The sequence below is a fragment of the Paenibacillus sp. FSL P4-0127 genome (assembly GCF_038007325.1).
GTDB classification, from domain to species: Bacteria; Bacillota; Bacilli; order Paenibacillales; family Paenibacillaceae; genus Fontibacillus; species Fontibacillus macerans.
Genome location: NZ_JBBOWY010000001.1, coordinates 3,616,833 through 3,629,268, shown reverse-complemented (window position 1 = coordinate 3,629,268; position 12,436 = coordinate 3,616,833). Strand labels below are relative to the sequence as shown.

Here is a 12,436-nt window from a genome sequence, read left to right as displayed (position 1 = left end):
AAACCTATTTCTCGTGCAGCTGCGCCACCGCTTCGCGGCCAAAAGGCGTCGCCTGAACGTAGCGTTCGCGCTGTTCGTCCTCCCCGATGCGCACCATGCCGAGATGCAGCATCATGATCAGGATACGTTCCTCGAATATCGACGCGGGAGCGTCATAATAAAACGGCTTGATCAGCGATTCTATTCTGCCGTACAGCGAGGACACCGTCACCCACTGTTTCGAACAGCGCTCGATCCAATAGACAAGCGACAGCAAATTGGGAATGGGACCTTTGTACAGCCTTAACCAAAAACGGACGAGCTGGATCGCCGGCTCTTTTTTGCCTTCCGCCAGATACGAGTTTCCGGTCTCCGTCAACTCTAGCTGGCTGCCATTCTCTTGAATGAAACGGCAATGGTAGGCATAATCGTACAGCAAAGCAAACCGGTTGGGATAATCCTTGAACCGCCTTCCATACCCGAACCTCCAGCCTTTGCCGGCCAGCGCCTCGGACACGTGCAGCGACTCCAAAATTTGCAGCTGGTTTCGCCGGTACATCACGCCTTCATTGTTCAACGGGACGTCATGATGGGATACATACCGTAAAAACACCAGCAGATCGGCAGCCAGCATGTCCGGCTCTTCCCGGTAGACCGGCGGTTCGGCCGGCGCCGATGCCACTTCGGACTTAAACCTGGCCTCCAGCGCTTCCCTGAACCGCCGCTTCAAGTCCTCGGGCACTTCAAACAGGTAGCGGGTCTGATGGGTGGTTCCGTTAAACAACCAGCCGCGCTGCCGGAACCTGGCGATCATTTCCCGCGGACTCTCGCGGTCTTTGGCATCCTGCGTAAACCGCGACGCCTGCGCGCAAGCGACCAGCTCCTCCAGGCTGAACTGACGGCGCCCGTCGAATAACAGCGAATTCAAGAAACGCAAGTCCTCCATGCTCATTGCGCTGACGTGCCGATCGATAAAATCGCGGCGTCCCACCGTTTGCAGGATGGACTGGATCAGTTCATGCTTGGAATGACCGCTGCACTCGCACCTGTAATGATCCGCTATTCTGCTTAGCTGTCCGATATCGGCAAAAGAAAGCATATCCGCCAGATTCATAGTTTACCGCCTCGCCGTTTTAATTCCATTATGGGATTATTTACCGGCGTTTATTCTGCGGCATGCGAATTTATGCAAAAAAAGGGCTCAGAACCGAGATCAGTGCTTGACAAAATAAATTATAATAGCGATCGTGTCTTGGTATCCCTGCATGCTGCTTTACACGATTATCCCTCTTGTTCAGGGGGAAGGTGGGGGGGCTAATCATATCACGGTCCTTTCATTTTTCCCGGTGTCTTGCCCCATTCCTCCCGTCAGGTCTGCTTCACTTCTCCTAAACCTCCTTCTCACAAACCTGTCTAACGATCTCGAACATGTCTGCTTCTCCCAAACCTATTTTCTTCCCCTGAATTTATCTTCCTCTCTGCTTCCGGATCAAACGGGATAATCGTGCAAAGCGCCCAGATCAAATGGGATAATCGTGCAAAGCGTCCGGACAGCAGATATTGATCTGCCCACCAACCCACCGGCCTTCCCTGTCCTCAAGCCTGAAATCTTGCACGAATGTTATATGATTGAAGTTGGAATGAAAAATCAGGGAGGCAAAACTTAATGGAAAAGGGGCATTTTGCTTTAACGTACCGGAACCTAAAGCCCGGCGACTTCATTACGTTTGGTACGTATCCGCAAACATGTAGACGGTAAAGAACTGGCGATTAAATGGCGTGTTCTTCACAATTCAGAAAGCGAGCTGTTTGTTTTGAGTGAGTATGTTTGGGACTGCAAGAGGTATCACGGCAAAAGCGCTGATCTGAAGTGGCGCGATTGCATGGAAATTACATGGCATGACAGCGATTTGCGCAAGTGGCTGAATGATGAATTCTATAACACCGCATTCCATGCCGCCGAAAAGCAATTCATAAAGACGACTTATTGCGCGGACAACGGAGCGGGCTGCCCGGATACGGAGGACAAGGTCTTTCTGCTTAGCGCTGCCGAGATAAAGGATTTATCTGCGATCCACGGCGAGGATTTGCGGCGCGCTGTTGGAACCGATGTTGCCAAGACGAAAAAGCCCGATGGATGCAGCTTATATGTATATGATAAAACAAACAAAGATAACTATATCATCAGAGACGGCGAAGAAGTTGGCTGTTCCTGGTGGTGGCTGTGGTGATAAAAGCGGGAAGATCGAGAAATTGGAGAAGGGCGAATTATATGCCCTTTTCCCCTATGAAAATCCGAATCCTCTTACCTTTCTTCGATCGCTTCTTCCAAATGGCGGGTGCAATTGTACAACCTCATTTGCCAATCCTCATCGTTTTTCTCCAAAATCGTCAACGACAAATTGCCGATCCGCTCGCTGTATTTATTTTGGTACAAGGCGATATACAGTTGGGCAAGCAATCCGCCGTGCGAAACGACGAGCACGTTATTGTCCGGGTACCGCTCCGCCAAATCCTTCATAAAAGCAAGCGCGCGTTTGCGAATATCCGCGTCTTTTTCCTGTCCCAGCTCCAGGTCATCCCAATTTTTGCCCCATAACGTTTCACGCTCTTCCGCCGTCATCCCTTCGGCCTGGCCGAACGCGCGCTCCATCAGCCGCGAATCGGGATCGTACAGCGGGATGTCCAGCGCTTCGGCAATGATGGAGCCGGTCTCCTGAGCCCGCGACAGACCGCTTGTAATGACAAAATCCCAGCGGTACTCCTTTTCCTCCTGCAATCTGCGCGCCAGCCGTTTCGCTTGCTTTCTACCCTCTTCATTCAGCGGAATATCGCTTTGACCCTGGATTTTTCCCGCCGCGTTCCAGTCGGTAAGTCCATGGCGTATTAACCCGACAAGCATAATCATCCTCCTTATGTGTGCATCGCATTCAACGTTTATGGCTTTAGCGAGTATTTCTTTATTATAAGAAAAATTCATATCGGCGTACACCCATAGAAGACAGACCGCGTTCTAAGGAAATTTTTCTTGCGATTATAGAATTGTTCAGCTCCGCCATTTCCATTATTAGGTTGGCCTTCCGTGAAAAACTAACGTATACTAAATCTATAAGACTATTTTTTTCTTATACATAGGTTGTGAATAGGTCTTTTTACTCGCGCAAGGCGGAAAAAGGGCTCGGCTTTAAAAAAGCGCTTGACGATGACCTTTGAGAGAGCCGTGGTCGCCGAACTTCGGCTAACGGACTGAGACGCTCTTTTTTTCGCTAAAAAACAGGAGTTTTATTTTCTAACGGACCGCAGCGACCTTATTGGCCCGAAAATGACTAGAAACCGGCAGTTCCAGGTAAAATAGCGGCTCTGGTGCCCGGTAACTTCTGAAATCTCCCGATTTTACTGAAATGGCGGCTTTACAGTCCGTTAGAAATTGAAGTGTGTTTCGTGCTCCATCGATAGCTCAAGCGCCATTTTTTCGGCAGAGCCCTTATTTTCATTCGGGAAAAGGGGTAGTAACAGAAGATGAAACCATGGAAAAAAAGTTTAGCTGTAATGATGACATCAATCCTAATGCTTTCCGCATTAGCGGCCTGCGGCGGGGGAAAAAGCGATAGCAGCGAGCCTGCTAACACCGCTCCCGCAAACTCCACTCCAACAAACGCGTCCGTCAAAGAGAATTCCGGAAACCATGTGGAAACGGCAGATGAAGAAACCGAAAGCCAAGGCAAGGATTTGCTGGATTCCAAAGGTTTGGAAGGCATGGATGCCAGTGATTGGGAAAAAGTACATCTATCGCACAAAGATTTCAAGGCATTTCTCGATGAACTCGCTAAACCCACAGAAGACGGAGAAGAGACACCTTTTAAAAGCGCAGAGATGGTTGATGATCAAACCATTGAGTTTGTTCTTGACCCGGCCGAATCCGGCGGAGAACTGGGTGTAGGGATTATGACCGCCTTGTTTGATCCGATTATCCGTCAATTGTACGAACACTCCGATTACTATAAAAACGATAAACAACCGCTTATCCGTTTTCTCGATACGGACGGAAATGTTCTTAGTGAAAATAGCGAACCGATGCAAACCGGGCAAGCGGAATAATGATCAGCTGTCGAGCTCGCTCGGCAGCTCTTTTTATCCCCTCTAAAGCGATGCCTGTCCAGGAGTATACGAAAAAAACGCCCCGCCCGCTTTTGTAGCGAAAGAAGCGTTTCAAACCCGTTTATTATCTTTTGGAACGGCGGATTCCTTTCCAGGAAATCAAAGCAAGCAGCATGCCCGCCATCGAAAGCAGCATCCAGTATTGCGGATAGGCCGGTCCCATTTGAGCGGCGAACGGCTCAACAATCCCCGGAGAAATGCTCGGCAGAGTAAACGACATGGGCTCGGATGTCTTCGCATCGGGAGCGGCAACGGCTGTGGGAAGGATGCCTGTCGCCGGTTGCGAAGCCTCGGGCTGGCCGGAATGGTCCACGAGCAGAAAAATAAAGCTGCACAGGAACACGACCAAAAAGCTGGCGGCCCAGCCGATAATCCGCCGGCGGTAGCCTCGGGTCACGCCGGCCTTGACATCCGGCGCCAGCCACGGAGATTCCGCATAAATACGGTCCATGACCTTACGGTTTACGGCCTCGGCCTGCTCCTCGGTCACTTCTATGGGTATGTACTGCAGCATGTCCATGCTTTCCCGCCAGTAATGGTACTCAGTATTGCAAAACTCGCAGCCCAAAAGATGCCGCTCCAGCTCTATACGCTGGGGATGTTGTTCGGGCAAATCCCGCATCAAACCGAACAGTTCTTGGGCCTCTCTACAATTCATCTGCTTTTCATCCCTTCGTAATGCTCGTAGACCGGTTCGTAAAAGTAGGGTTCAAGCTGGCTTTTGACGCTGCTTCGTGCGCGGAACAAAAGCGATTTTACGGCGCTGACGCTCTGGCCCAAAATACTGGCGATCTCCTGGTAGTCCAATTGATCGTATTCGCGCAATATCAAAGCGGACCTTTGTTTCTCCGGTAATTTGTTGATCGCTTCACGCACCATACCAACCTTCTCGCTGCGCAGAACGGCTTGTTCCGGGGCGACCTCGATTGGCGCCAAAGGAATGTACCCGCTCTCTTCGAGCGGAACACTTCCGCTGCGCTGTTTGCGCAGTTCGCTAAGCACTGTATTCCGTGCTATCGTGTAAAGCCAGGTGGAGAAAGAAGCGTCCACCTCCCGGAACGAATGCAAGCTGCGAAACGCTTTGTAGAACGTCTCCGAGCATAAATCTTCGGCAAGCTGCTCCAATTGAGCGCTTTTCAACATGTGATAAACGAAAGCCAATATTTTTCGCTGATACCTTCGCATCAACTCCGAATACAGTTCCGTGTTGCCTTCTTTAATCTCGCGTATCATCTGGGAATCGGTCATTTCGGGGCGAAACCTCCTCGCACTTCCATGTGCTTCTTCCCGTTCGATTCTTACATTAATTATTACCGAACAGGATCAAAAAAGTTGCGGTCGTTTATATAAACTTCTGTTTGTTCCGTTGGAGATCGTTTGGCGAAGCCATACATTATAGCCAAAAACAATTCATATTATACCACAGGAGCCGGAATTTAAAAAATAAACCCATGGTCATTTGTTGAAAAATATTACAGGGCCGTCCGGTCATGGATGGCCCTGCTTTGCTTTCTGGTCATTTCATCCGCGGCCTAAAGCGGCGGCGGCGTGAAGCTCCTCCACCGCTTTGCGGACATCGGCGGCCTGCGTTACGGCGGAAATGACGGCGATTCCGTCCGCCCCGGCGCGGATCGCTTCCCCGGCGCTTGCGGCCGTGATCCCGCCGATCGCGACGAGCGGCGCCTCGATGCCGCATTCGCGCAGCCGCCGGATGAAGCCGGGGCCCTGCGGCTCGCGGGCATCGGCTTTGGACGCGGTCGGATAGATCGGCCCGATGCCGAGATAGTCCGCGCCGCTGTGAATGGCCAGCCGGGCTTCTTCCACGGTATGCGCGGATACGCCGAGAATCCGCTCCCCGATCCGCGCGCGGACCCGGCCGGCCGCTTCGTCGTCCTGGCCGACGTGAATTCCGTCCGCATCTATCGCCAGGGCCAAGTCGACATCGTCGTTAACGATAAAAGGAACCCCCGCCCTGCGGCAGGCGGCCTGCAGCTGTTCGGCGAGCCTTAGCTTCGGCCCCCCGGTCAGCGCGCCGGGCCCCTTTTCCCGGAATTGAATCATCGTTGCGCCTCCGGCCAGTGCCTGCTCGGTCACCTGCAGCGGATCTTGCCGGCAGTTGGCGCTGCCGATCACCAGGTACACGCCGAGGGATTTGCGCATAGCCGCTGCTGAAATACGCCCGTTCACGGCCGCACCCCCTGTTCCTTCCTGCGCCGGTATGCCCAATGATTCGTCGGGCCGTGCCCCAGCCCCAGGCCAAGCTCGTCTTCGATCGCCGCCTGAATGAACGCCCGCGCGGTCGATATCGCCTCGGCGGCGGCCGCTCCCTTCGCCAGCTCGGCCGCGACCGCCGCGGAGAAGGTGCACCCCGTACCGTGCGTATGCCGCGTCATGATCCGCCGTCCGCCGAACTCGGTAAAACCGGCGCCGTCATACAGCAGGTCGACGATCCGCCCCCTTCCGCTCTCGTCATGCCCGCCTTTGATGACGACGTGCTTCGCCCCGAGGCTGTGGATGCGCTTAGCCGCCTCGCGCCGGCCGGCCATGCCGGTGATCGGGATGCCGGATAACGCCTCGGCCTCGGGGATATTCGGCGTCACCACCTGCGCCAGCGGCAGCAAATACTCCTTCAGCGCCGCAACCGCTTCGGGCTGCAGCAGCGCGGCGCCGCCTTTGGCGATCATAACCGGGTCGACGACGACCCGGACCCAGCCGAAAGCGCGGATTTGCCCCGCCACGGCGCGGATAATTTCGGCGCTGAACAGCATCCCGGTTTTCAGTGCGTCCGGGGCCAGGTCCGAGCCGACCGCCCCGATTTGCTCCGCCGCGGCCTCCGGCGGCAGCGGGTACACGTTCCGCACGCCCAGCGTGTTTTGGACGGTGACGGCGGTAATCGCCGACATGCCAAACACGCCCAGCTCCTGGAACGTTTTGAGGTCGGCTTGAATGCCGGCCCCGCCGCCGCTGTCCGACCCGGCGATCGTCAGCGCCTTCCGGACCGCGCCGCTCATCCGAGCCACCACCCGCCGGCCGCGGAGGCTTCCCGCTCGCTGACCGCCGCATGGCCTTTCAGCGAGTGCGGGTGCAGCTTGGCCAGCTCGTCGAGGAAGGCGATCTGGAAGCTGCCGGGCCCGGCGGACGCAGTACGCTCCGCGGCGCGGGACGCGGCGGCGCCGTAGAACGCCAGCCCGGCGGTGCCGGCCAGCAGCACGTCGCGTTCCACCGCGGCGAAGGCGCCAAGCACCGACGTGAGCAGGCAGCCCGTGCCGGTCACCTGCGTCAGCAGCGCGTCCCCGCCGCTGACGGCCCGGCACAGCTTCCCGTCGGTGATCACGTCCTCGCGTCCGGTGACGGCGACGACGGTGTTCAGCTTCCGTGCCGCCCGCACGGCCAGCTCCGCCTGATCCCCGCCGCTGCTCTCCCCGGCGTCCACGCCCTTGATGTCGCGGCTTTCCCCGAGCAGGTGGGCGATTTCCGCCGCGTTCCCCCTTAGTAGCGACACTTTGACCTCGCGCAGGATGCGCAGCGCCGATTCCGTGCGGAAGCGCGTCGCTCCCGCCCCGACCGGGTCCAACAGCACCGGAACTCCATGGGCGTTCGCCGACGACCCGGCGATGATCATCGCCTCGACCTGGGCGGCGGACAGCGTTCCCAGGTTCAGCACGAGGGCGCCGGCGATCTTGGCCATATCGGCCGCTTCCTCCGGTGCGTAAGCCATCACCGGGGATGCGCCAAGCGCGTACAGGCCGTTGGCCGTAAAATTGGTTACGACGACGTTGGTCATATTGTGCACGAGCGGTTTCGCGTTCTGCACTTTTGTAAGCAAAGCGGATAATTCTTTTTCCAATATGCTCATTTGTAGTTCGCCCCCTTCGTTAATTCGCCCGCGACAACGGGTCATCGCTCCGCCGGCCCGTTTGCACCGGCCATTCCTCCAGCTTGTAGGCCATGTCCCAGAACAGGTACTCCAGTTGGCAGCTTTGCATGAAATGCTCCTCCATCCTCCGCCGTTCCGCTTCCGCCGCGGTTTCCGCCCATTGATCGAGAACGTCCCGGAACCGCTGCGTCACGTCCGTCACCCGGCCGCCGTAAAACTGGATCCAATCGTGAAAAGGATGTTCCGGCGCCGGCCTCACTTCCGCCAGCAGCTTGCGGCCGATTTCCAGATACGTCCAGGGGCAGGGCAGCAGCACGGCCAAGATTTCGCCCAAACTGCCTTCATGCGCTACCGTCAGCATGTGGCGGATGTAATGATGCGCAGACGGCGCCAAGGGGAAACCCTGCAGATCTTCAAAACGGACCCCTGCGACAGCGCAAAAATTTTGGTGCGGATGGATTTCACTGTTCAAAATAAAAGAGATCTGCTCGTTGAACAGGGCGATATCGCCGCGGCTTTCGCACTTCGATATGGCGATCCCGTAGATCCGCATGTACGCGTTCAAATACTCGTAATCCTGTTTGACGTAATGAATCAATTGCTCTTTCTGCAGATTGCCGTCGGCGATTCCCCGCACAAAAGGATGCTCAAAAATCGCTTCAAAAACCTCGTCCGCCCGCTGGCGCAGCGTTTGCGTAAAACTCATCGTCTCCACCTCCGATAAAATGTGAACTGCGATACAGGAGCATCCATCGTAAGGGCGTAGGGGCTTAGGGTCGGGTGAGAGGCGGGCCGCTTACGAGACAGCAAAAAAGCCGCCCCGTAGAGGGAGCGGCTTGAACGCGCAAAACCTGTCGCATGATACTTGCGATAACGTGCGGACGGCGCGATACCGGCTCCACTTTCCTACGCTAGTACGAACTAGATCAGGTTCAAAGGGTCCAAGATACGCTCTTGTCTCAGCCGAATACGGCGCCCCTAGTGGAATTTCCTATTCGATTCACTATCACTACTTTACCTGGATCTTCCTGGAGTGTCAATCCGCGTTGAATGCTTGCCGGGCACCCCCGCCGCCTTAGCGGAACTCGAGCCGGACCGTTTTGATCTCATACGGCGAAATCTGCAGTTCGGCAGGACCCCGATTGAGTTCGCCGGCAGGGCGTTCCATCAGGTCGGTTTCCTGCCAGGAGACAAAAGTGAGATCGCTCTCCAGGCGAATCGTCCCCCGGCCCCCTTTATACTCGTGGAAGCGGACGATCAGAGCGTCGCCGTCCTCCGCTTTTTTGACCGCGTCGATCGCTGCTTCGCCGCTGCCGCTGACGCGCACGGCCCGCAGCAAGGAGAAATTGGATGCCGCCGCTTGGCCGCGCGTAGCGTACACCGGCTGATTCAGGAGCGCGGCGGCCTGTACGGTTTCGCCTTCGGACCAATGCCCCTCGTGCGGATACAGCGCATACGTGAACGTATGCTCCCCGCGATCGGCCTCCGGATCGGGGTAAGTCGCCGATTTCAGCAGCGACAGCCTGATCACATTGTCTTTAATGTCATGGCCGTATTTGCAGTCGTTCAGCAGGCTGACGCCGTAACCGTGATCCGACAGATCCGCCCACTGATGCCCGACCGTTTCGAACCGGGCCAAATCCCAGGAGGTGTTCCAATGCGTCGGGCGTTTGACGTTGCCGTACTGGATGTCGTAGGTGGCCTCCGTCGCCCGCACATCCACCGGAAATGCGACCTTTAAAAGCTGCTGGCGCTCCTGCCAATCCACCTCCGTCCGGAACTCGATCCGCCGGTCACCCGAGTACAAGATCATCCGCTGGCTGATCGTGGAGTTCATATACCGCCAGGTAAAAGCGACTTCCGCCCGCAGCTTGCCGGCCTCAACCCGGCATTCCTTCAGATCTTCAACCTCGCGCATCTTCTCCTGATAAAAAATATCGATATCCCAAGCTTCAAACATTTTCGGCTTGTCTTCGAACACCTGGAAGACGTTGCCGCGTTCCCCCGGGGCGAGCACCTCGCGGCCGGCAGCCCGGTCGAACACCGAGGTCAACTGGCCATGTTCGTTCCAAGCGATCCGATACAGCGGAGTCTCGATGCCGTTCGGCAGCACTTTAAACGGCGTTTCTATGGCCGCTTCGCTTCCCGCAGACGCTCCTTGCGAAGCGGTTGCCTCCTCCTTCCAGCCTTCAGAGCCGCGGCTTATCGCCATAAATCCCAACGGAGGAACGTTTTCCACCTTTACCCATACCGTGCTTCCGTCAAACTCGGCGGCGAGCTCCCGGCCGCCGGCATCGGTCCAGCGGCCGCCGGGTTCGGCGCCATGGACCGGGACCAGGCCGCTATACGTCCAAGAGGACGGATTCCAAACGGTATAGGTCGGCTCACCTTCCGTGGCGCCGATGACAGCATCGCCGGACACGGCAGCGCCCGCCGCAGCGGCATCGTTTGCTGCATCGCCGGCCACCCGGCCCCCGGTCAACGCGCGGATCGCCTGGCTGCGGCATTCCTGCAGCAGCGCCGCGGCATGCTCGTATTCCAGCTTGGAGTCGCGGTACACTTCGGGAATCGACGAGCCTGGAATAATGTCGTGGAACTGATTGCGCAAAATCGTTTTCCAGCTTTCGTCCAGCTTCGCTTTCGGGTACGCGGCCCAGTCACCCCCGCCCAGCAGCGCCTCCAAGCTGAGCAGCCATTCGGCGTCGCGGGAGAGCAGTTCGAGCTTGCGGTTCATTTTTTTGTTGTAAGCCTGGCTCGTATAAGTGCCCCGGTGGTACTCAAGATACAGCTCGCCGTCCCATGTGTGGACATAACGGTCCGCCTTTTCCACCGTCTCGTGCAGTTTGGCGAAATATTCGTCGGCCCGCCCGGTGACGACGTTCGGCAGCCCCGGCATCGCTTCGAGGCGGCGCCGCAGCTCCAGATGCTCCCGGTTGACGCCGCCGCCCCCGTCTCCGTAACCGTAGGACAGGAGCAGCTCTTTGTTGATTTCCTTGTCCCGGTACGTATCCCAGATGCCCTGCACGCTGGACGCTTCGATATTGCCGTTGTAGGTGTACCACCAGAAACTGCCGTCCTGCGGGGTGGTGATGAAATGGGTCAGCACTTCGCTGCCGTCGATCCCGCGCCATTTAAACGTGTCGTGCGGCATCCGGTTGTATTGGTTCCAGCTGATTTTGGTCGTCATGAACGTATCGAAACCCGACTTGCGCAGGATTTGCGGCAAAGCCCAGCTGTACCCGAAAACGTCGGGCAGCCACAAATATGTGCATTCCGCACCAAACTCTTCGCGCAGAAAACGGGTGCCGTACAGCAGCTGCCGCACCAGCGATTCGCCGCTCGTCAAATTGCAGTCGGCTTCCAGCCACATCCCCCCGGCCGCCTCCCAGCGGCCTTCCTTGACCCGTTCCTTGATTTGCTCGTAAAGCTCCGGGTAATCCTGCTTCAAATACTCATACAGTTGAGGCTGCGTTTGCAAAAAAACGTATTCCGGGAACATTTCCATCAGCCGCAAAACGGTGCTGAAGGAGCGGGCCGCTTTTTCCCGGGTATGCTTGAGCCGCCACAGCCAGGCCACGTCGATGTGCGTATGCCCGATGCAGCGAACCGTGACCGGCGACGACTTGGGCAGCGCCGAAATCGCCCGCGTCAGCTGCTCTTCGGCCGCCGCCAGCGAGTCATAAAACGCCTCGGAGCCCGGCTGCGACCAATCGATCCGCAAAAACGCCCGGTCCAGCGCCGTCAGCAGGTCGGTCCGTTCGGGAGCGTGTTTATGTAGTACTTCCACGGTCTGCATCACGGCCCGGGCCGTATAATACAGACGGTCGACCGTCCCGTCGAGCCAAGCGATTTCCGCCCGCTTCAGCCTGTGCTCCTGGACCTGCGGCTTACCTCCGCCCTCCAGACCGGACCAAAGCCGAAATTGCAGCAGCACGGAAGTTCCGGCGGCTTCTGCGGGGAAAAACACCTCCTGATGGTTGGAGTCCACCCCTTGATAAGGCTCTCCGTTGACATACAGCAATGACTCGAAGCCGGAGTTGTTCCCTCCGCCCGTCTTCCCGAAATCAAATACCCCGACGACCCGGCGGCCTTTCCACGTTTGGGGAATTACCGTCTCGGCCTCCAGCCACAAGTAAAGGTCGCGGCCTTCCCAGCGTTCACCGGCCGGCATCGCGCTCCACTCCCCGCCCTTCGGCGGTCTGGCTGCGATCCGCCCTTCCTCGTCGACCAACGCGCGGAATTCGGCGATCGGCACCGCATCGCGGTAGCGATAAGCTTCAAGCTCGCGAATCCGTGCGTTTAATTTTTCTTCCGTCCAAAACATGAACTGCGTTCCTCCCTTGGAGCAAGTTTCAACTTTTGACTTCACCCCCATTTTGCGTTCCGGGACGGCCTGAAGTAAATTACTAATCCTCATCAATT

Annotated in this window: 11 protein-coding genes and 1 riboswitch; of the genes, 2 read left to right on the top strand and 9 right to left on the bottom strand. The window is 56.8% G+C overall.

Going from position 1 to position 12,436, the window contains the following annotated elements; genetic code table 11:
- Positions 1–4: 4 nt before the first annotated feature.
- On the bottom strand, positions 5–1,093 hold the full coding sequence (locus NYE74_RS16330; protein WP_036621964.1) for a hypothetical protein: 1,089 nt from the start codon (positions 1,091–1,093) through the stop codon (positions 5–7).
- 613 nt (positions 1,094–1,706) lie between these two features.
- On the opposite strand from NYE74_RS16330, the gene NYE74_RS16325 reads away from it, so the two are divergent.
- The gene (locus NYE74_RS16325) at positions 1,707–2,210 is read left to right on the top strand and encodes a DUF6273 domain-containing protein (protein WP_341004947.1); all 504 of its coding nucleotides are present in this window, start codon (positions 1,707–1,709) and stop codon (positions 2,208–2,210) included.
- 74 nt (positions 2,211–2,284) lie between these two features.
- On the opposite strand, the gene NYE74_RS16320 is transcribed toward NYE74_RS16325, so the two are convergent.
- Positions 2,285–2,881 carry a histidine phosphatase family protein gene (locus tag NYE74_RS16320; RefSeq protein ID WP_341004946.1) on the bottom strand — a complete coding sequence of 199 codons (597 nt, stop codon included), beginning with the start codon at positions 2,879–2,881 and terminating at the stop codon, positions 2,285–2,287.
- Between the two features lie 617 nt (positions 2,882–3,498).
- On the opposite strand from NYE74_RS16320, the gene NYE74_RS16315 reads away from it, so the two are divergent.
- Positions 3,499–4,077, top strand: coding sequence for a hypothetical protein (locus NYE74_RS16315; protein ID WP_341004945.1), 579 nt, complete (start codon positions 3,499–3,501; stop codon positions 4,075–4,077).
- A gap of 124 nt (positions 4,078–4,201) precedes the next feature.
- Here NYE74_RS16315 and NYE74_RS16310 read toward each other — a convergent pair whose 3' ends face one another.
- The 7 genes from NYE74_RS16310 to NYE74_RS16280 all read right to left on the bottom strand — a co-directional run bounded on the left by NYE74_RS16310 (position 4,202) and on the right by NYE74_RS16280 (position 12,338).
- Positions 4,202–4,795, bottom strand: coding sequence for a hypothetical protein (locus NYE74_RS16310; protein ID WP_036621959.1), 594 nt, complete (start codon positions 4,793–4,795; stop codon positions 4,202–4,204).
- On the bottom strand, positions 4,792–5,385 hold the full coding sequence (locus NYE74_RS16305; protein ID WP_036621956.1) for an RNA polymerase sigma factor: 594 nt from the start codon (positions 5,383–5,385) through the stop codon (positions 4,792–4,794). The genes NYE74_RS16310 and NYE74_RS16305 overlap by 4 nt, the downstream gene beginning before the upstream one ends.
- 273 nt (positions 5,386–5,658) lie before the next feature.
- Positions 5,659–6,324 carry a thiamine phosphate synthase gene (thiE, locus tag NYE74_RS16300; protein ID WP_036621954.1) on the bottom strand — a complete coding sequence of 222 codons (666 nt, stop codon included), beginning with the start codon at positions 6,322–6,324 and terminating at the stop codon, positions 5,659–5,661.
- Entirely contained in the window at positions 6,321–7,148 is an 828-nt protein-coding gene (gene thiD / locus NYE74_RS16295; RefSeq protein ID WP_341004943.1) for a bifunctional hydroxymethylpyrimidine kinase/phosphomethylpyrimidine kinase, read from the bottom strand. The genes thiE and thiD overlap by 4 nt, the downstream gene beginning before the upstream one ends.
- Entirely contained in the window at positions 7,145–7,993 is an 849-nt protein-coding gene (thiM, locus tag NYE74_RS16290) for a hydroxyethylthiazole kinase (RefSeq protein ID WP_155620382.1), read from the bottom strand. The genes thiD and thiM overlap by 4 nt, the downstream gene beginning before the upstream one ends.
- Positions 7,994–8,012: 19 nt before the next feature.
- A complete protein-coding gene (tenA, locus tag NYE74_RS16285) occupies positions 8,013–8,720 on the bottom strand; it encodes a thiaminase II (RefSeq protein ID WP_341004941.1) in 708 nt (235 codons plus the stop codon).
- Between the two features lie 180 nt (positions 8,721–8,900).
- A riboswitch (TPP riboswitch) is annotated at positions 8,901–9,004 on the bottom strand.
- Between the two features lie 85 nt (positions 9,005–9,089).
- Positions 9,090–12,338 carry an alpha-mannosidase gene (locus NYE74_RS16280; protein ID WP_341004940.1) on the bottom strand — a complete coding sequence of 1,083 codons (3,249 nt, stop codon included), beginning with the start codon at positions 12,336–12,338 and terminating at the stop codon, positions 9,090–9,092.
- Positions 12,339–12,436: the final 98 nt, after the last annotated feature.

Excerpts from the sequence above, each read along its gene's own strand:
- NYE74_RS16280 (WP_341004940.1), bottom strand. The coding sequence starts at position 12,338 with ATGTTTTGGACGGAAGAAAAATTAAACGCACGGATTCGCGAGCTTGAA.
- tenA (WP_341004941.1), bottom strand. The coding sequence starts at position 8,720 with ATGAGTTTTACGCAAACGCTGCGCCAGCGGGCGGACGAGGTTTTTGAA.
- NYE74_RS16310 (WP_036621959.1), bottom strand. The coding sequence starts at position 4,795 with ATGAATTGTAGAGAGGCCCAAGAACTGTTCGGTTTGATGCGGGATTTG.
- NYE74_RS16320 (WP_341004946.1), bottom strand. The coding sequence starts at position 2,881 with ATGCTTGTCGGGTTAATACGCCATGGACTTACCGACTGGAACGCGGCG.
- NYE74_RS16305 (WP_036621956.1), bottom strand. The coding sequence starts at position 5,385 with ATGACCGATTCCCAGATGATACGCGAGATTAAAGAAGGCAACACGGAA.
- thiM (WP_155620382.1), bottom strand. The coding sequence starts at position 7,993 with ATGAGCATATTGGAAAAAGAATTATCCGCTTTGCTTACAAAAGTGCAG.
- thiD (WP_341004943.1), bottom strand. The coding sequence starts at position 7,148 with ATGAGCGGCGCGGTCCGGAAGGCGCTGACGATCGCCGGGTCGGACAGC.
- NYE74_RS16330 (WP_036621964.1), bottom strand. The coding sequence starts at position 1,093 with ATGAATCTGGCGGATATGCTTTCTTTTGCCGATATCGGACAGCTAAGC.
- NYE74_RS16315 (WP_341004945.1), top strand. The coding sequence starts at position 3,499 with ATGAAACCATGGAAAAAAAGTTTAGCTGTAATGATGACATCAATCCTA.